The organism is Pedobacter sp. MR22-3, assembly GCF_026240075.1.
In the GTDB taxonomy this organism is placed as follows: domain Bacteria; phylum Bacteroidota; class Bacteroidia; order Sphingobacteriales; family Sphingobacteriaceae; genus Pedobacter.
Genome location: NZ_JAPIVF010000004.1, coordinates 190,186 through 210,392 on the forward strand (window position 1 = coordinate 190,186; position 20,207 = coordinate 210,392).

14 protein-coding genes are annotated in these 20,207 nt (G+C 34.9%); 12 read left to right on the top strand and 2 right to left on the bottom strand.

The window, feature by feature from the left end:
* Window positions 1–244: 244 nt before the first annotated feature.
* Window positions 245–1,219 (top strand): SGNH/GDSL hydrolase family protein, encoded by a 975-nt coding sequence (locus OQ267_RS10715; RefSeq protein WP_265835881.1) that lies wholly within the window; start codon window positions 245–247, stop codon window positions 1,217–1,219.
* 38 nt (window positions 1,220–1,257) lie between these two features.
* Here the strand turns inward: OQ267_RS10715 and OQ267_RS10720 are convergent, their stop codons facing one another.
* The gene (locus OQ267_RS10720; protein ID WP_265835882.1) at window positions 1,258–1,581 is read right to left on the bottom strand and encodes a DUF493 family protein; all 324 of its coding nucleotides are present in this window, start codon (window positions 1,579–1,581) and stop codon (window positions 1,258–1,260) included.
* 424 nt (window positions 1,582–2,005) lie between these two features.
* Between OQ267_RS10720 and OQ267_RS10725 the strand changes: the two genes are divergently transcribed.
* From OQ267_RS10725 to OQ267_RS10775, 11 genes are all read left to right on the top strand, one after another.
* A complete protein-coding gene (locus OQ267_RS10725) occupies window positions 2,006–3,337 on the top strand; it encodes a Gfo/Idh/MocA family protein (protein ID WP_265835883.1) in 1,332 nt (443 codons plus the stop codon).
* Between the two features lie 1,325 nt (window positions 3,338–4,662).
* Window positions 4,663–6,363, top strand: coding sequence for a DUF4209 domain-containing protein (locus OQ267_RS10730; RefSeq protein ID WP_265835884.1), 1,701 nt, complete (start codon window positions 4,663–4,665; stop codon window positions 6,361–6,363).
* A 111-nt stretch (window positions 6,364–6,474) separates the two neighbouring features.
* A complete protein-coding gene (locus tag OQ267_RS10735) occupies window positions 6,475–7,419 on the top strand; it encodes a restriction endonuclease (protein WP_265835885.1) in 945 nt (314 codons plus the stop codon).
* A gap of 535 nt (window positions 7,420–7,954) precedes the next feature.
* Window positions 7,955–9,889 carry an AAA family ATPase gene (locus OQ267_RS10740; RefSeq protein WP_265835886.1) on the top strand — a complete coding sequence of 645 codons (1,935 nt, stop codon included), beginning with the start codon at window positions 7,955–7,957 and terminating at the stop codon, window positions 9,887–9,889.
* Window positions 9,876–10,718: a hypothetical protein gene (locus tag OQ267_RS10745; protein ID WP_265835887.1), complete on the top strand. Its 843-nt coding sequence runs from the start codon at window positions 9,876–9,878 to the stop codon at window positions 10,716–10,718. The genes OQ267_RS10740 and OQ267_RS10745 overlap by 14 nt, the downstream gene beginning before the upstream one ends.
* 378 nt (window positions 10,719–11,096) lie before the next feature.
* Complete coding sequence (locus OQ267_RS10750; RefSeq protein WP_265835888.1) at window positions 11,097–11,999, top strand: abortive infection family protein; 903 nt, start codon at window positions 11,097–11,099, stop codon at window positions 11,997–11,999.
* A gap of 3 nt (window positions 12,000–12,002) precedes the next feature.
* Entirely contained in the window at window positions 12,003–12,803 is an 801-nt protein-coding gene (locus tag OQ267_RS10755) for a TIGR02391 family protein (protein ID WP_265835889.1), read from the top strand.
* A gap of 293 nt (window positions 12,804–13,096) precedes the next feature.
* Window positions 13,097–13,294 carry a caspase family protein gene (locus tag OQ267_RS10760; protein ID WP_265835890.1) on the top strand — a complete coding sequence of 66 codons (198 nt, stop codon included), beginning with the start codon at window positions 13,097–13,099 and terminating at the stop codon, window positions 13,292–13,294.
* A gap of 894 nt (window positions 13,295–14,188) precedes the next feature.
* The gene (locus OQ267_RS10765; protein ID WP_265835891.1) at window positions 14,189–14,962 is read left to right on the top strand and encodes a hypothetical protein; all 774 of its coding nucleotides are present in this window, start codon (window positions 14,189–14,191) and stop codon (window positions 14,960–14,962) included.
* Between the two features lie 240 nt (window positions 14,963–15,202).
* The gene (locus tag OQ267_RS10770) at window positions 15,203–16,522 is read left to right on the top strand and encodes a hypothetical protein (protein ID WP_265835892.1); all 1,320 of its coding nucleotides are present in this window, start codon (window positions 15,203–15,205) and stop codon (window positions 16,520–16,522) included.
* 298 nt (window positions 16,523–16,820) lie between these two features.
* Entirely contained in the window at window positions 16,821–19,400 is a 2,580-nt protein-coding gene (locus OQ267_RS10775; protein WP_265835893.1) for a hypothetical protein, read from the top strand.
* Window positions 19,401–19,402: 2 nt separating this feature from the next.
* Here OQ267_RS10775 and OQ267_RS10780 read toward each other — a convergent pair whose 3' ends face one another.
* On the bottom strand, window positions 19,403–20,104 hold the full coding sequence (locus OQ267_RS10780; RefSeq protein WP_265835894.1) for a hypothetical protein: 702 nt from the start codon (window positions 20,102–20,104) through the stop codon (window positions 19,403–19,405).
* Window positions 20,105–20,207 lie beyond the last annotated feature (103 nt).

Below are 20,207 nucleotides of genomic sequence, written 5' to 3' on the forward strand. Positions count from 1 at the left end.
AATTTAGACAAATATAGGGTTTTAACCCAAAAGCAATCGGAGAATATAAAAATTGGACTAGGCAATACACCTCCGGTACTGCTTTTTTTAAAACATATTGATCTTATTTATTTAGGCTAAACTTGTTGAAAATTAGAATTTTCAGGCAGATAAAATTTCACTTCAGAAAATCGTTTTAATTCATTTTTTTGTAAATTGCGCCATTATTTAGATATCTAAAAATCAACCAGAATGGCCATTTGTAATGAAATTTAGCACAAGATTAATCTTCCTTCTGCTATTGCTTTTTTCTTTAGGTATCTCCGTAGTTGCATATTCTCAAAACCCATCTCGTATAAGCTGTCCTGAAGCGGCCCAGTTTTATGCTAAAGACAGTATTAACATTGTCACTTTTGGGGCCAGTACTGTAGAGGGGGTAAAAGGAGTTGGCTTTCAGACGATGCTGAAGAGTAATTTTGAAAACTGTTATACCAATAAGGTGGTAGACATTACCAATCAGGGTATTGGTGGCCAAACAACTATACAAGGATTGCTCCGGATAGATAATGCAGTAAAAGACCGTACAGGTTTTATTGTCATTTCAATGGGTATCAATGATGCACTTGCGATTACCAGCGGCAAAGGAAGCTTGGCAGAAACAGAAGCAAATATGCGGCAGTTAATTGCCATTAGCTTAAAGCAAAAGCTAGTACCTATTTTATGTACCCTGCAAAATGTAGATGACCGTAATAACCCCACTTTAGCTACATCCAATTCAAACATCAGGGCATTAAATGCCATTTACAGGCGTTTGGCTACTGAATACAAAATTTATCTGGCTGATGTAAACGCCGCGATGAGACGAGATTTTACACTTTATCAGGATGCCTTTCACCCTAACGCAAGAGGATACAGGTTGATCAGTTATGTAATATTTGATGCTATTAACAAAGCGATATTTGATAAGTTTTTAATGTTTGTGGTTTCACAAAACTACCCGAATCCTGCTGCTTCCCAAACATACTTGGATATTGTTTTACCTGAAACCGATAAGATCAACCTTCAGGTTTTTGACCTAATGGGTCGTTTGGTTAAAACAGTTATAAATGAATATTTAAATACAGGGAAACATACACTTGAAATTAATACAGCTTCATTCGTTCCGGGGATTTATATCTTCAAAATTACATCTGATTCAGGCCAGTATAATGTGGCTAAAAAATTTATTGTTGCTCGTTAAATTCCACTAATAAAGTACACTCATTCCTAATAAATACATTAAAGTACCATAATCCCTTTAATAGTTGCCGATTGTTTATAAATTGAAATAACTTCATCTGCATTTTGCATTTGTTTTTTTACAGTGATGGATACATATTTACCTGTTTTCGAAGGTTGTTCAATAAATTCATCATCAGGTAGTATCTTGCGCAATTCATCTACTTTATCCAATCCGCCTGTTATAATAAATTTAAAATTGTAAACACCCGGAAACTGTTCTACACTTTCCAGTTTCTCTTTTAAATTGGCATAAATATCTGTAGACTCTCCTTCTGGCACATCAGTAAACTCAACGTTTTTATTAATTTTCTTCTTGTTCATAGCGAAAACATATCAAATTCTATTCCCAAATGGGAGATCTGTAATTTTGGCATAACGTCAATCCATTTTGGAAATTAAAATATTCATTATCAATTTTAATTTATTTAACACATGCAGCAGACGTGTGTTACCACAAGCAAACCACTTACCAAAGCTAATCAGGCATTCCATACAGGTAATCTTAATCGTAGGCCTGTATATATGTAAAAAAGTGCGTACCAAAGCCAGTAAAAAATGGGGTTTGGCACTTCACTGGATGCAGATTTTTTTTTTTGATACCTCCATTTTCTAAACGCCACCCGCCCTTCCAATCTGCTATAAAAAACCCGGATATGGGTAACATTCTTATTAATTTTAACGATATATCTTGGATGCGCCACTTATTTTGTAATTTACTTTCAGTATGAACCGTAAACCAAATTAAATGTTAAACCGTAGAAAATTCCTCAACTACGCTGCAACCGCAGTGGGAACCACTGCCATGCTTTCTGCCTTAGACAATCCAGCCTATGCCCTTTTCAATAAGACTATCGGCGCAAACGACCAGATCAATATTGGTGTAATAGGAATCAAAGGCATGGGATGGTCTGACCTCAAAGCGGCCCTCAAAGTACCGGGGATAAACCTGATCGCCCTGTGCGACAGTGATGCCAATGTGCTTGATGAAAGGATGGCCGAATTAAAGTCGATGAATGTTGATGCCGCAAAAGTAAAGAGATATAAAGATTATCGTGCGCTGCTTGATAACAAAGATGTCGATGCTGTAATTATCGGGACACCCGATCACTGGCATGCACTGATGATGATTCATGCCGTACAGGCAGGTAAGGATGTATATGTTGAAAAGCCGGTGGGCAACTCTATTGTCGAATGTAATACAATGGTCAAGGCGCAGGAAAGATACAATAAGGTTGTACAGGCAGGTCAATGGCAGCGCAGTCAGCAACATTTTAAAGATGCTGTTGATTTTGTAAAGAGCGGCCAGCTGGGAAATATCAGAACGGTAAAAGTATGGTGTTACCAGGGCTGGATGAAACCTGCACCCGTAGTACCGGATACCTTACCCCCTGCAGGCGTTGATTATGCCATGTGGCTTGGGCCGGCGAATAAAAGAGCATTCAATGCCAGCAGATATCACTTCAATTTCCGCTGGTTCTGGGATTATGCCGGTGGGTTAATGACCGACTGGGGCGTGCATTTACTGGATTATGGCTTGCTGGGTATGAATTCACCTGTACCAAAAACCATATCTGCATTAGGAGGCCGTTTTGCCTATCCCGACCTGTATGAAGAAACTCCTGATACGCTGACTACCTTATACGAGTTTGACAAGTTCAACATGGTATGGGATTCTGCCATGGGCATCGATAATGGCTCTTATAACCGCAACCATGGGATTGCCTATATCGGGAACAACGGCACGCTGATCCTCAACAGAGAAGGCTGGGAAGTCATTGAAGAAAAGGCAAGCGGCAATAAAGTGAGTAAGCCCTTTGTTAAATCCTCAGATAACGGACTGAATAATCATATGGTCAATTTCTTTAGTGTGGTCAGATCCAGAAAAAAAGAAGAGCTGAATTGTTCTATACAGGATGCTGCGCATGTAGCTACCGTTGCCCAAATGGGAAACATTGCCTTCAGAAGCGGACAAAAATTATCATGGGACAATACCAAACACCAGTTTACAAACCAGCAGATCAACGATAAATACCTGCTGGCCCCGTATCACAACGGCTACAGCTTACCCAAAGTTTAACGCTACAGTTTAAGAAGATCAGGATGTATTCACCTCCTGATGATATACCGCGGCTGCCTGAATCTGAATCAGGCAGCCGCGTTTTTTTTAAGTATCGCAAGTCATTCTATCTGACATATATGATAGAAACAGTCCCATTCCACCATATATCAGTTGAGTAATAAGTCTGAGATATACCTCATTCATTACTTATCGACCACCGCCCTACCTGATCACCTACTAAAAATCAATAAAAAAGGACTGCTTTTTGAGTAGCAGTCCTTCGTCAATTCGGGCTTAAGCCCACTTTGTACCGATCAGCGGGATTACTTTCAATATTTAAAAGCATTTTTACTGCTTATTGAACCCATAGTTGATGATTTGAAAGTAAAAGGATTTATAAAATAATATAAAATTCGGTGAAGGTATTGCATCTAATAAATCCCTTCACCGGGAAACTTTGAACCAAAAAACTTGACATTTTAAATTTTTATGATATGCTGGTGAATTAATCTTTTGGAATAAGTAATCTGTATTCATATAGGGGGTAGCGATCATTTCAATTCATATAGGTCCCATCCGGCTCCTTTGGCTTCCTTCATCTGTTCCATTATGATCTCTTTTCCATCGCATCTTAAGTTAATCATCCCGTAAAGTATTTCTTCGGTTTTAACATCTGTGGAGCGAGCTAACTCTGTTGAAAATACGAGAGGTCGATCTGAAAGTTAGTATCTACCTGCACAACCTATAGCATCAGCTCTTGGGTGAGAATAAGAATCGTTATCACCTGAAGATATTACTGTTGCCAATGGATTAATGTTTTTATGAAATCAGTGTTAAATTCTGATGCTCCATGATGGCAGGATTTAAATTACAAAATTGTTAAATCATACTTTAAGAAAATTAAACCTATAATATTGGTTTTTACGTTTTTAGAAAAATCAACTTTTAATAATTTTTCAAATTAAAAGACAGGGAGTTACAAAATAACAGCTTACATATAAGCAAAATCTAGCTTCTTTATTATGAAATGGACTCTGTAAAAACTTATTAACAATTTTTAATAAAAAAATATAAAAAATTATCATTTCCACAAATGATGTCATTTTGGTAAATTGTTTTAGATTGATGGATTCATTGCTTTTTAACGGTAAGCTTTTTAAACAGAAAACTCTCTATTTAGAAGGTTTTTTTGTATTTCAATTGGATCCTGATAGATATTAATAAATAGGATAACACCTAAATGCATCACGTTTAGAATTTTTGTAAATGCTTTCAGTTAAGTTTATTGCAATAAAATTTCTGTTTACCCAAACAATTGAATCAACATGATCAATTAGGGATAATTGATTCCTGAAATAGTGTATTTTAGTACAATGCATTCCATTGTAAATAGTAGAATCTCGGAAGATGATCAGCTTGGGCAGATCAGAGTCAAAATCTACCAAACCTTAAAGCATAAAAATTTAGTAGATAAAGAAAAAGCAGTTATACAATATCTGGATGAGGTAATGCATCTGTCCCTTATAGGAACTAAAAGTGACGAGTATTCGATAAATGACCATATACCTGATCAGGGTACGCTTGCTGTTATTCAAGATTCAGTGGAAGACATAGGGAATGTTGTTATTAAAGCAAGGCTGTATGATATTTTACAGGTGAACAAAAAAAGCAAATTTACACATGCAAAACTGGCGATTGACAACTATTTAAATCTTTCAGAGCAACAAAAAAATTTAAGTGGAAAACGTGACTATCTTCAAAGAATTATTGCCATTCTTAAAGGGTTAGGCAAAGGCAATCTAACCATATTACCTTTTTATTTGGACCGCATTATTTCATTTATTTCAGAAGCCGAAATCAATTCAGAATGTTATACTATAACTAAGCTAACAAAAGATCTTACAGGTCTTACCCTAAATTCGGGATCACTTGATAACCTTACCGCAAAGATCAAAAACAATCTAGAGCAATTCAAAACCAAACACGAGTATCGAAATTATAGACATTGTCACGAGACGCTCGCTTTACTTATTCCATCTGATGCGCCATTTCATTCAAAGGAGGCTGCACGGAGCTATATTTTAGATGCCGACCATTTTTCCTTAAAACCAAATGCGTCCCAGCATATGATTTCAGCACTTTACAAAAAAGCCTTGTTAAGGTTTCATTGGTATGAAATCAAAGGTAGTGAGCTTGAAGCACTAGAGAAAAAACTCATCAAAGCCCAACAAGATGCCGTTGCACAGGCAGAACTTGTTGGGTGGATTGAACCTATAGAAATAAAAGACAATCCTCACTTGAAACTGCCAGAACTTAATAATGTTTATGAGGCAGTTTATTGGCTGATAGATGTTCCACTAATACATAAAAAGAAAATAATCGAAGATCTTGAAAATAAAAAAGAAAGCTTTTTCCACCTTCAGCATATGGGGTCTGTGATGACCAACCAAAAAGGTAACACCATCGACAGTAGCGGGGATAACAGTAAATTAATATATAGAGATGCTGCATTATTTCGTCAGATCTTTTGCAAAAGCATAATCAAGAAAATGTATGATCATTTTTCAGAAAACCAGTCTATATCTGAAATGGAAGTTTATGAAATGATTGCTAGAAGTAAATTTATTCCGGAAGATAGGTTGTCTATATATACTAGAGGATTATACCATGGTTTTCGAGGAGATTTTCTCGAAGCAGTTCATATTTTGATCCCTCAAATAGAAAAATGTCTTAGCCATCTTTTAAATACCCATGGAAAAATTACAACCAAACTAGCCGAAGAACTCCAGAAAGAAATGTCTCTTCTATCTTACTTTAACCATTTAAAACCGATCTTACACGAAGATCTGATTTTTGAGCTAGAAGGATTGCTAAATGAAGCCTTCGGAGACAATTTGAGAAATAATTTCGCCCATGGGCTTGCCAACACATCTATATTTACCAATTACATTGGATTGCATACCTGGTGGCTCGCTTTGAAACTGAGTCTGAGCATTGAACGTTTTTTCATAAATAATATACACTTGGAAAAGAGTATACCTTAATGGTAAGAACTGCTTAAAATATTAGCAGTTTAAAAATAGGATTATTAACTATACTCTTCAAGTGGATAAAGAATGATTAATAAAAATCAAAAGATTCATTAAAAAGCATATATGGAAATTACCGCTACGCAATTTGAAAAATTATTACTGGAATTTTGTAAAAAAGATTTCCCTATTGGATTTGAGATAGAACATGATTATAAGCAAACAGGTAACGAAAGTGAAAATAAGAGGCAGATTGATGTTAGAATAAAAGGAAGACTGGGTATTGCCGAAATTCTTATCTGTGGAGAAGCTAAAAACTGGAGTGATCCGGTCGGCTCTGAAGTAATCGACGCCCTAGTAGGAAAATATCTCAGTGGTGAAATAAGAGCAAATAAGGTAATCTTGTTTTCTAATATGGGCTTCACTGAGCCTGCAATAACCCGGGCAAAGAAAATAGGGATCGAACTATTACAACCTTTTAATTTAGGAGAACCGTTTTTAAATGTACCCTATATTGTATCTGTGGGTACTTTAGGATCAATGATGGTTCAAGCTGTGTACGATGGTATACAACAAAACTCCATGGCAGTAAATATAGGGCAGTACATTATTTATAAGGGAAACGAGCGTATTTCATTCCTACAGATGATCTATAGAAATGTTGTTTCTTCCTTAAAACAGCTTCCAGAAATGAATATCCGTATAGAAATTGGAAAGCTTACTATTAACGAATCAAGTGTACTTTACGAACTAAAAAGCCAACCTAATTTTCGTCACAATGGACATTTTAATGTTGAAGTTGACCTCAATTGGGATTTTTTCGTTGAAGATATTGAAGATGTCATTTTATTTCATGTCAATGAGGAAAAAATTTTACATCTAAAATTGTTAGAAAATCGGTCAATATTGGAAAAAGTACTGTTGTCAGATACCAAGCGAAATTATGAATCGCGGTCTGAATGCATAATCAAGGAAGTAAAAAAAGTAGTTGCGCCTGGCTTTTTGATTGCCTTGTCGGATCCCGATCAGAATTTAGTCGATCCTCATAGACCCCTCTTTACTATTATATAGGAGCAAATTAAACAATTTCAGGCCTGAATAACATCTTTTAAAATTCAATATCAGTTAAAAAAGCTTCAAAAAGGCTAACATTATTTAACGCTAATCAACATTAAAAAATGCTACAATTAACCCTTAACATTTTCGACAACATTTCTAATGAAGTTGCAGCTGCTTATGGGTACGTGACCGGATGAAAATCACGGAGGAATTTGGAAAATATATTATAACCGAAGCATTGAAAAAATAACTGTTGTCAGTATTAAACTTTATCCAACCAAGCAAAAGAAAAATATTTTTACTCAAGTTGGCTTTACGAAAACAGAGCGATATTTCCCTATTTATTTTTACTTTTAACATATTTTTATCTAATTTATGCCTCTTATCATTAAATCAATACTGAATACATCAAATCCTCATACAGAATCAATTTTTTTAGAAACGGAGGCGGTAAATCTAAATGGTCACGCTATAGTCGATAAGAGTTTTGATGAAAACGGAAATGCAGGCAAAAATTTTCCAGCGGTAAAATAGTTTAATTCCGATCATGACGCTTTCAAAAAAAATTAAGGAAAACATTTACCGGCTTCTTTTGCCAAAATGGTCTAATATTATCTCGCACCAGTCAGTAGACCAAATGGATATGTTGGCGAAGATTTGGGACTTAAGATCGATGCCATCAGAGGATGCACGTTATAGTGATGCATGGGGAGATATTGTCCAACACACGATTAACAATGACGACTGGGAAATCGACACATTATTTTTGGATAGACTAAAGCTGTTCTCCGATGACCGGATTTTTTTGACATTTGTAGAGGTATTTCTTGACCCTATCTATTATGGAGGGGATGAACTGGACGATATCAGTCTGGAAGTCGATACTGAACTAAATAAAGAAAAACTACGCCTGGTTATTGAGGACTTTGATGAAAACGGACGGCCTGTTCAGAAAATACATCCAATGGAAGACATCAATAATCTTCCCTTTGGCATTAAAATGAACAATATCCCATTTTATATATCCACTAAAATAAACAAGAATACAATAAAAGACAAAACATACTTCGTATTATGGCCTAACCTGGGCTGGAACGATTACCATGTAAAATCTATATTTAGACTTGGGTACTTCGAGGATGGAAACAATGAACTGGACCTTGGTTATATTAAGATCATCCATAAAAATGAACTAGTGACGGCTGATATGCTTGAGGACAGATTCACATTGCTCGACACGAAATTCTGTTCGATTTCTGAGAACATGGAATATTATCTATCTCTAAAAGGAAAATTTGGTTACAATGGAATGGTGAGCATTCTTCACGCGATTCAGGATGTAGCATATTTCCCTGATATCCATGAAGAATTTAGCAGAACGGAGAATTTCAAAAAATCAATTATCAGAAACGACGACGGTGAAAGAAACCTACGTCAGGTAAGGCCGTTGTTGCAAGGGCTTGATCCTGCAAACCTGTATAAGTTCACCTATAACTTCCAGCCCATATATAGCGACCATTCCGTTAAAATCGATTTCGATTTTAATGACAGACAACCACTTCCAAACAGAATTTTTGCGATTATTGGAAAAAACGGAACAGGTAAAACTCAGCTGGTAACCTCTTTGCCCCAACATTTTTCTAGAAATAACGCTGAGCCGTTTGGCGGCAAAATGCCAATGTTCAGCAAAGTCATTGCGATTTCCTATAGTGCATTTGATAATTTTTCTATACCGAATAAAAATGCGACTTTTAACTATCTATACTGCGGACTTAAAGACAAGGATGGGAGTTTAAGAACCAACAAAAGCCTACTATTAACCTTCCACCACAACTGGAAAAAAATATTGACCCTTGAAAGGGGTGTCAAGTGGCGTTCTATCTTATATAATTTTATTGATGAGAATATCGTGAATACATTCGTAAATGTTGGCCCGGGCAGAAGGCCAACTGTTAATGTAGATATTGAAGGATTTAATAAAATAAAGAACAAGTTTAGTTCAGGCCAGAGCATAATCCTCTTTATCATAACAGAGGTAATTGCGAACATCCGATATGACTCTCTTATCCTATATGATGAACCGGAAACGCATTTACATCCGAACGCAATAGTTCAGCTGATGAATACGGTTTATGAACTCGTAAATGAATTTGAATCTTATTGTATAATGGCCACGCATTCACCTTTAGTAATCAGGGAGCTTTTCTCAAAAAATGTCCTAATTATGGAAAGGAATGAAGATTTTCCATCAATTAGAAAAATTGGACTTGAATGCTTTGGTGAGAATTTGGGAATATTAAATGATGAGGTTTTTGGGGGTAGAGAAATCCCAAAGCAGTATAAGAAAATCATTACAGAACTTGCTACTTCCGGTTATGATTATGACCAGATCATATCCCTTCTGGAATTTGATAACAGGCCTTTGAGCTTGAATGCTAGCATGTATATAAGAAACGTGATCGGGAGCAATGAAAAATCTTAATCCTTACCAGTTAAACTCATTTGACTATTTTCAGCTGGTATGTTCTAGAAAGCAAAATACAGTTGGGAATCCAAATTATTTAGCTAACCTACTCTCTTTAGAGCCGAATATTAGTATATTGTATGATCGGTATGACCAATCTTTCCAAAACAATGACCTTGCAGCGCTCGCCGTCCACGGGTTTGTTGGAACTGATGATTCAGATTTGCGGGCACTCTATCAGTACAAAAGTAAATCTTTGCAGGAACTGAGGACGATTTTAACAACAACTGACCATGGAAGGGTTGTAAAATGCCAACATTGTACAATCAACGGAGCAAATTCTTTTGATCACTTTTTGCCACAGAGCGAATTTGTAGAATTTATGGTTCATCCGCTAAACTTAATTCCATGTTGCACTGAATGTAATGGACACAAGAGCAATAACTGGCGAAATGGCCAATTAAGAACAGCACTGAATCTTTACCTCGATCAACTGCCCGCCCTGCAGTATCTATTTGTTGAATTTGAGATTGGAAATCACACTATAAATACCCAGTTTTATCTAAATAACGTCAATAGTATAAACGGAAATCTTTTCTCAATGCTTGAAGACCATTATGATAATCTTGAGCTTTACAGGAGATTTGCTGAAGAGGCTGATGGAGTGGTTTCCTCGTTTAAGGATACAATAGAAGTTCACCGTGGCAATAATTCCCTTATAGAAACAAGGCAGTTCATTAAACAAATTTTACAAAAAGAACAGGCCGCTTTTGGTTTCAATTATTGGCAATCGATAATCAAGCTCGAACTTATAGACAATGATGATTTTCTTATTGATTTTGATTGATAATCTTTGACAGTCTACTTAAATTAATGTTCCACGATATCCTCAAAATTATCTGCCAAGAATATATATCATTAAAATTATTGGTAAATGAATTTTAGAGGATCTTTCCCCACAATATCTGTCTGTTCAGGAAAATTACTATATGTTTTTTCCTTTTTCAGAGAAAATCCAGAATTTTCGGCACAGATTTATCGGTATTTCCAGATTCCTCGCTACTTCGAGTTTTACCCTGAAATAGATTGGTCACTTTTAGTGAAAAATACAAAAAAATAAACGGGTGAGATTTTCGTAATAGCTAAAATAGATATTGTTGATAATTAGCACAATAATTATCAATATCGGACACTATTTTAGTTTATTTTTGGATAAAAATAAACATTGAACGCTATCTCCAACATCACAAGAAGAAATATATTTGATTTTATCCGGATTGAAGGGATTTGGTATTCTGGCCGCCTGGAAGAGCATAATTTCTTATCCAGAATATTCGATCTCGATGAACTTCCCTCTGATGATAACCGGTTTAGTAATATGTCGGGAGATTTGTGGCAACATAGGGTCAACAATCCAAATGATTGGCCTGAGGACTGGGTTTTCAGTGACATCAGGTTAAATCTATTAAACTGCGATGATTCCAACTTTTTGCAATTCCTTTCCGAAATGATGCATCCGATTGTAAGGGCCGACTCCACTGAGGTACATAAATTACTTCAAATTTTTAACGATAACCTGCAGAATGACGGATTTGAAATAGTTGAAAAAGCTAAAATCTCCAACAAGCCCATTTTTAGCGGAAGAAAAATAGTCGCTGGATTTAGTTCAATAGAGGCGAATAACAATGTGTTATTCCAAAAACTTATCGCAGATTATGTAAGCCAGCAGATAACCTTGATGGAATCCGCTATTGACAATGCGCCCCATGTTGCCATCGGTATTGCCAAGGAATTAATAGAAACCTGTTGTATCAAAATCGTGGAGGAAAGAGATGTTGTTCCGGAAAAATCATGGGATTTATTGCAGTTGCTCAAGAACACCAATAGAGAACTAAAACTTTCGCCAGCGGATATTCCAGACGAGAAAAAAGCCTCCAAGACAATCAAAACCATTTTATCAAGTCTTGGCGCAGTTGTTCACGGAATATGTGAACTTAGAAATGATTATGGAAGCGGTCATGGAAAGAATTCGAATTTTACAGGCCTGAATAAACGTCACGCTAGGCTTGCCGTCGGAGCGGCGACTACACTTTCGATCTTTTTACTTGAAACACATGAAATTGTATAATTAATGATAAAATCTTTTGACGAACTCACCCTGCGAAATATTGCAGACGTATTTTCCAATATATTAACGCATAGACAAATAGCTGAACAATTAAGCAATGCACGAATAAGCGAAAGTAGTATTGGAACAAATAAAACCGATCGCGTGTTTTATGCGCTAAAGCAACAACAAGTTCAGGATAGATGTGGAAACAATGTATTAGCACTTATTAAAAACATCCTGAATCCAAAGAGATATAGTGACGAAATAACATTTGAAAACGAGAGGTCACTATTAAACTCTAAACTACTTTACGAGGGAATAGAAATCGATAAATACGGAGACCTTAAACACGTGTTAAAGGCAAGAACAGTTTCTGAAGCAAAAGAAAGATCAAACAAAATAAAGGAAAAGATACACGGAATTGCAATCCATCCTGAAATAGTATCTTACTGCGAAGAAGAAGCACTAAAAGAAAATTATTTCCATGCCATTCTAGAAATAACAAAATCTATTGCTGAAGCCCTCAGAGGGAAAAGTGGATATAATTCTGATGGAAGTGATCTTGTCGATGATTGTTTTGGATTGGGTAAAGACAAAAGACCAATGCTGGCGTTTAATATGTTGCAAAATCCAAGTGAAGAAAGTGAGCATAAAGGTTTTGCAAATTTTCTCAAGGGGTTCTTCAGTATGTACAGAAATCCTAAAGCACATAACCCTAAAATACTTGAAGATACACAGCTTTCTGATATGACGGAGGTATTGGTTATTGCCAGTATGATTTTTAGAAGACTAGATATTACCTATAAAACTGGTTTAAAATAAAACATCTTTTAGCAGCTAAATATGATAGAATTATTCAAAAAAGATATTCAGCTAGCAAATCATTACAGCATTTCACTGGCGCTCCTAACATGGAGCATATCTTTTGTCGAGCAATAATGGCTACCTTGATTTTTGAATAATCTTGCGGTTAAATTCACAACCTTTTGTTCTATTGCGTCATTGTTCTTCGCTCAATGGTTTTGATTGGGCCAAACGTAGAAAACCGATTAAGGGATTACGAGTGTAAGTTGGAGAGCTGTTAAATTACCACTAGCTTAAAGGTTTACCTTCTTATGACAGCTCTTAAAACCAAATTTATGATAAATGCGCTTGCACTTTCGATAGGGGTTGCAAATTATACCATCAAAGGATTTGAACTCGATAATCCTTTTAATGATTCAGAAGATGTCTCAAACAAACTCAAAACACTGGGTTTTAATGTCATTGAATGCCCAGATTGTGACCGCGTAACTATGGGCGATAAAATTTAAGAATTTGGTCAGAAGCTAAAAAAATATGATACGTGCCTTTTTTATTTCGCTGGACATGCAATGCAGGTAGATGGGATTAATTACCTAGCTCCTGTACTTACTTAGAACATTCAATACTAGAACTTAAATAAGCAAATGAGTATTTATATTTATTTACCCAAAAAACTTTATTATTTCCTATATCAGCTCCTTTATTACTATACTATTTATCGCATTCTCCTTCATTCCTTAAAAAACATTATAAGAAGATAATTAATAATAATTTTCGGATAAGAAGGTATGGAAATTTTGGGAAAAAGATCTTAATGAAAATCTTAACGGCATATTAAAGGCACTTATTAAAATATTAACATTGGCATTTTCGACTAGAGTTTTCAAAAATGAATCTTCGATAATTCAAAAAGTTGGAATTGGCGGCCAGTGTTTGGAAATAATTACTGGAATCATTTGCAGTCTGCTCTTTTATTCATTCGTTAAGGATTTAAATGTGGCTATAGTCGAGGATACACGACTTAAAAAGAACTGATATTGCCTTGATGATTCAATATTGGATTATGATCATTGAGCATGATATGAAAACGGATTTTAGTATCAGAAATTTCCATGTTTTACTTTAGGCCATGTTTTTTGATCTTAATGAATATCACTAGGACAATTCAACTGTCAAAGGCTCTTTAAATTATAGAGTACCTTTGACAGGTTTACTTATAAGACAGAAATTATAAAATTCAGCAAAAGAATTTTGTTTTCTTGTTGTGTCTATCACCTCATACATACTTTTCTGAGCTAAGCATATATCAAAGTAAAAACAAATTGTGCAGAAATACTTTATGCTGTAATCTTTAATTCCTACTATATATCAGTACATTGAATCATTAATTTTGAAAATGAACGATGGCAACAAAAGCATTTGTTAATTTATGCAAGTTCTGCGACAAAGAGAAATTGCTTATAGAAAAGTCACACATCATTCCTAAATGTTTTCAAAAACCGTTAAAGAATGAAAAGAACGAGATGACCGTTATTGATCCTGAACGTAGAAAACGCCCACCTGTACAGGATTTTTTCTTTGAAGGGAATATTCTATGCAGAGAATGTGATAACATGTTCGGAAAAGATGAGGATTACACCGCCAGTTTTTTTAACAAATACAGAAACGATTCCATAATCCCCATAGGAGAAACCCCAAATCTTTTTGGGAAATTTATTTTTTACAATGTAGACACGATGAGGATAAAAAAATGCCTGCTCTCAATCCTCTGGAGAATGTCTATATCCAACAGAACCGAATTTAAGCACATCAATCTTGGTAAACTCGAGCTTAAATTAAAGAACGGTTTAAAAACGGATGAATTTACAAAAGAAACTTTCTTTCCTGTCCAAGTAGGTACAACAAAGCACATTGACGACATAAAGGCACGGTTCCTCAAAGTCCCGAACAAAAGCATTAAACTTAAAACAGGCAGTTCCTATGCTTTCGGACATGCGATGCTATTGCCAGATATCGTTATCTTATTCTATGCGACTTCGTTCTTCACAGGTGACACTACATCTCTCGGATTGAAGAAAAACCAACCTTTGCTTCTCAATTATACCAATCAAAAAATGACTATGAATTTCCTTCGAGGAATAATAAAAGATATTAAGGATGCCCCACGCAGTTTTTAAACGATCATCATTCCCTGCAATAAAAAGATTATAAAAGCGGTGTATAATCCGGGTTTGTAACCAAAAATTTTGACAACAAAAGAAACAAATTTTATGATTTTTTCCGAGAGTGTTAAGATAAGATGTCTCATTCCATTCCCACTTTCTGTTTCATTTTTATTAACCAACATTCTTATAATTTAATTTATACAAATAGAAACTCCGCAAGCATACTTAATCACGTTTACGCCCCAACCAAAAATGAAACAGATTTTCGACTTTACAAAGAACTACTCGGGAGCTATCGAGACAGATAATGAAGCATTTCCATGTAACCTTTCCTTTGACAACGGAAGGATAATTTTTTCCTTGGTTCGGCCTGACAATTCTTTAGCTCAAGACCCCGGGATGAAAAAATTTTCAGGTTATATCTCAACTGAAAATGGAATTATGAATTTTTTAGCTACCGATGCTTTTCAAACTTTAGGGTCGTCAAATTGGAGAACTTATGCTAAAGAACAGCACCAAGCAAACTCGTTGATCGTTACATTTGAAAATAACGATATCAAAAACCATTATTTTACTCAGGCAAATATTGAATATGATAATCTTGATCAGATTGGTAACTTAAGTTGGACAGAGATCGATAGTAATTGTCATTCTACGACTTTTAAACTTATAAAGGCATTTGAAGACATCAATTTTAGGCAAGAGCCTGATTCTATAATTTTGAATAACTATGTCAATTACCTACAACAATACGACAAGCGGAATATTTTGACCGTAATTAGCTCTCCTTTTATAAGTTACAAATCAAAAAACAGATTAACAGCAACTGAATTTGGACCGTTAGCAATTAGGTTTTCTTATTTTTTACAACTATTATTTGGCATTAGGCAGTCGGTAACCTCTGTATTGCTATTTGAACACCATGTTCCAAAGAAAGGGAATGGACCCAGCCCTTATTATTTTTTCAATCAGGAAATTATAAAAGCACTTGGCAATAGCAGTTCCCGGAGATCTATTAAACCGCAATTTAATGTTGAAGATTTGGATAACGTTTCTCTGCTTTATATCGCTTGGCATCGTTTTACAATTACCCAACAACAAATTTGCAGGTTATATTTTGGAGAAATTAACAGTAAAGAATACATCAGAGATGATCGTTTCAAAAACCTTTGCTCAGTCATCCAAGGACTTGAAGCTTTTGGCTTTCTCACTGAAATACCAAAAGTAAAAGGTGATATGAATGCCAAGCTTAGAAAAGCCACAAGTGCTGAACTACAAATTCTGATCTTTGGAGAAAAAGGACTGCAATTCATGCAAAAGCTCTACGAATTAATTGGGGTGCAAAGAGATCACTACCAGCACCTAAATAAACCTTTGAAATTTGATCTCAATGAAATACCGGAAGATATTATGACTTTAAATTCATTGATGCAGGCTATTATCAGATATCACCTTTTAAAGGCAATAGGATTAAATCAGGATAAGATAGAAAAAATAATCCTTGGAGATATTTCGTTTATTAAAAGGAAGTTGCAATCGATAAAATTACGAGTGGAAGAACGATATACTTAAAAAACAAATGAAAAATAAATACCAACTGGCCAATTTTTAAATGTGAGGTATGGATTGCGTTAAATTCTGATATTAAGCCCCCGTATTCCTAATCTTTTAGCTTGTTTACTTCAAGAGGAGCCGAGTCAGGATCGTTGACAATACGCATTCAGCTTAATAGGCTTTTTATTACTAGATTGCCTAAAATTAAGGATTAATTGATAAAGGTGGAACTTTATCAATAATTGGTTACAATATAGTGAATGCTATATTTGCAAAAGGGAGGCTTTTACTTCTAATTTTTTTAATGACGCTCAGTATGATCAAAAATCTAAATGAAGCAACCTTGACGGCGAGGCTGCATAAAATCTTGGAAATTATTTTCCCATCCTTTAAAGCCTTAGATATTGTACATCAGGAATCTTTCACAATTAAATTTGGGCATCATAATGTAAAGGTTAATAACAAAAATCCAAATAAGTACCCAAATAGAGCAATTTTTGATATGCTTTTGTCCTTAGGTGATAAAAACATCATGCTTGTCGAACTAAAAAAAGAAGGGCACGACATAAGTGATGAGGATATCAAGCAAGGCCTTTCGTATGCTAGATTGATACCAAATATGCCACCTGTGGTTTTGATTTCAAATGGAGATGATAATCGTTTATATGATTCATATACCATGTTGCCTTGTAATGAGGATTCCATTGACATAGATTTTATCAAAAACAGAATCCAGAATTCTTTTAAAATAGCTACATCAGAATTCAAAAATGCAGTTAATCTATTATTAAACAGGCAGCCAGAACTCATCGGAAAGGTAATTTCTCAAATTAGTAAGTATAGATTTGATCAACAGTCAGGTGATATTGCACAATTAAGCCAAGTAATCTGTAAAGATTTTCAGATAAAAAGAACAATAGTAAAGAGAATCTATAAATCGCTACTAAACGAAGAACATGTTTATGGTATTGTAGGACATGCATTTAGTGGCAAAACAAATATTCTCTATCAGTTCTTTCGCGAATATGGATTTCAAAGGGAACACTTTATTCTTTACATAGACCTAAAAGATCAGAATTTTTCTATTTTTAAACAGCTGGCACAAGAATTTTCAAGAGAAACAAAAGATTATATCAGCAAAGAAAAAATTCGCGAGTGGTTCAACTCAATGCTGCACTATGAAATAGATTCACGTTTCATCCTCCTTGTTGATAATTTAAATAATGAAGTATCCACAGAAATCACAAACGAGCTGATTGAACTTATTGAGTTATTCAGGGGAACAAATCATCGGATTATATATACCATTGATGAATGGACCTATAAAAATTTAGCTTTTAGAACTGACCGTAATTATAAAAACCTGATCGGTAGAGTTACCAAAATTTATACAGTAAATGACATTACGGATAGAGAATTCCGAGGAATCAATAATTGGCTATATAAGGTTTGTAAAACTATCATTCCACCTGGCGGACATTTTTGCACGGAATATAGAAAAGTTCGTGCACTTCGTGTAATTGCCGCAACTGCTTCCAAACACAAAATTATGGAAGGAGCATACAGCAGATTTGGGACAATTGCCGATATCTCTCTAATCAACAGTATTGCTTATAGCCCCATATTTACAGATTCCATACACAATATCTTTAAAAAACTAATTGTTGCATTTTTTGCAGACAAAAAATTCGCAAAAGAATTCCCGTATCTAGGAATTTTGGGAAGTACAATTGGTGCAGTCTCATCAGCAAGCGTTAAGGCAATAGTCAGTGAAGCTGAATATCAGGAAATATTAGAGTCGGGATTGGTGACTGAACGTAATTACAAAGATATAAAAGTTCTTGTCCCAAAATTACCTGAGCTCATGATTAGGCATGGTATAGATTTCTTAGTTATGTATTTGTCTGGTAAAACAGCGCAGCAATCACTTAGTGAAATGTATAAAGACTTTTTAGATTGTTGTGAGTATTTTCCTTCATCAGATATCATTGGCGCAGGTATTATGCACCAATTTAGTAGTAAGAATATTGATTTATGGACTTATTTCATTCAAGAACTAATTAGTGATGAGCCAACCTCATTACCCATAACGAAGGGAACGGAAATTCTGACTTTCTCAAAAAGGTATGGCCAAATAAAAATCAGCTTTGAGAGCGACATGGAAATGGAAAGCCTTATTTCTCAACACCTTCCTCATTCCATACTTGCTCAACTTGTGCAATATCCAATGGAAAGTGAAGATAATACAGGAAAGAGAAGTTATGATTTTTTCGTCGATCTTTTACTAACCCTAGGATCGAAGAACGAATTTATCTATAGGGTCGATAGTGGTTCTTTTGATGAGATAAGACCAGTTCTAACTTGGGAAATCCCTGGAATCGGGACAGTAGCAAGTGAAAAAAACGGAGTTATTGAAACCTTAGTACAATCTTATCAATTGTGTTTCCTAAAAAATCCGGATATAATAGAAAGACTTTATGAAAGAGCGCTTGAGGAACAAAGTTATTCCACCATTTGGCGAATAAACCTAGCAATGAAACCACTACTTCACATCACAGATACAACATTAGACTTAAAAGCAAGACGACTTGAATATAAAAGTCATTTAGAAATATATAAGAAACTGGATGAAGTTACCGGTTTAGATGTAGCAGAGGGAGTCGAGAACACAACAAAGATTGAAAACCCGATGCAACCTCCAACGATTTCCATTTTGAGTGATTTAGAAGTTAGGGAGGTACAAAAAAAATCGATCAGCCAAAGTAAAAAATATGGTCGAAATGATAGGGTCAACGTTAAATATCTTGATGGAAAAACAATTCTAGATATTAAATTCAAAAAGATTGAACAAGACTATAATAATGGAAAATGTAAGATTTTAACCCCTATTATTTGAGATTATTGCTCTTGTTTAAAAATTTCTGAGTCTTGGAATGTTTTAATACCAACATTTCTATTTTCTTCAAAATATTGAAAATATCCCTTATGGATCATTAGTTTTGCAATTTCTTCAGAAGAAGGGTAAAAATTAATCATAGGTTTGGTAGCAGTTGCAATCAAAAAATCATAATCAGTCAGTTCCTTTGGCCAATGGAATTCCAGTTCACCATTGCTATTCAAAATCGATTTTTCATCTCCTACAAGATATTCTTTTATATTAAATCTGCTACCAAAATTTAAACTCCAGAAATTCAGCAGTGACTTATAATTTTGCTCATTTTTTTTCCATTCAGGATTAATCAAAATCCCCAAACAGCCCCAACCCCAATTAAATCTTTGATTTGGCAGTTCAGTCTTATTCTGTTCTGCCTTAATTGTTTCATGAGATATCTCCATTAGCATTTCAGTATTTTTGATAACATCCTTAAAAGGAATAAAACACGCAGTTCCCAGCGTTTCTTCTTTATCACATCCCTTAGAAAAAACCATTGTGTAAGTCTCCTCTCTAGAAACGGATATTTTACCATACCTAATCGGTGCAGAAACATAACATTTCTGGTCGACATTTAAGATTGAATTACGCAATTTCTTCCTTATTTCATTTACATCCCAAAGAAGTGAGCCAATGATTAACACCCCACCATTTAAATTTAATTCCATCAACAATTTACCTTTGTAGTATTAAAATGCTAAAATTTAACATTTATAATCTTATAATGCAAAAAATAACCAATTCTTAATTCAAAATCAAGTTGGCAAGTTC

Bases quoted from the DNA above. Each gene is read 5' to 3' on its own strand.
- OQ267_RS10715 (WP_265835881.1), top strand. From the start codon at position 245: ATGAAATTTAGCACAAGATTAATCTTCCTTCTGCTATTGCTTTTTTCT.
- OQ267_RS10720 (WP_265835882.1), bottom strand. From the start codon at position 1,581: ATGAACAAGAAGAAAATTAATAAAAACGTTGAGTTTACTGATGTGCCA.
- OQ267_RS10725 (WP_265835883.1), top strand. From the start codon at position 2,006: ATGTTAAACCGTAGAAAATTCCTCAACTACGCTGCAACCGCAGTGGGA.
- OQ267_RS10735 (WP_265835885.1), top strand. From the start codon at position 6,475: ATGGAAATTACCGCTACGCAATTTGAAAAATTATTACTGGAATTTTGT.
- OQ267_RS10740 (WP_265835886.1), top strand. From the start codon at position 7,955: ATGACGCTTTCAAAAAAAATTAAGGAAAACATTTACCGGCTTCTTTTG.
- OQ267_RS10745 (WP_265835887.1), top strand. From the start codon at position 9,876: ATGAAAAATCTTAATCCTTACCAGTTAAACTCATTTGACTATTTTCAG.
- OQ267_RS10755 (WP_265835889.1), top strand. From the start codon at position 12,003: ATGATAAAATCTTTTGACGAACTCACCCTGCGAAATATTGCAGACGTA.
- OQ267_RS10760 (WP_265835890.1), top strand. From the start codon at position 13,097: ATGACAGCTCTTAAAACCAAATTTATGATAAATGCGCTTGCACTTTCG.
- OQ267_RS10765 (WP_265835891.1), top strand. From the start codon at position 14,189: ATGGCAACAAAAGCATTTGTTAATTTATGCAAGTTCTGCGACAAAGAG.
- OQ267_RS10770 (WP_265835892.1), top strand. From the start codon at position 15,203: ATGAAACAGATTTTCGACTTTACAAAGAACTACTCGGGAGCTATCGAG.
- OQ267_RS10775 (WP_265835893.1), top strand. From the start codon at position 16,821: ATGATCAAAAATCTAAATGAAGCAACCTTGACGGCGAGGCTGCATAAA.
- OQ267_RS10780 (WP_265835894.1), bottom strand. From the start codon at position 20,104: ATGGAATTAAATTTAAATGGTGGGGTGTTAATCATTGGCTCACTTCTT.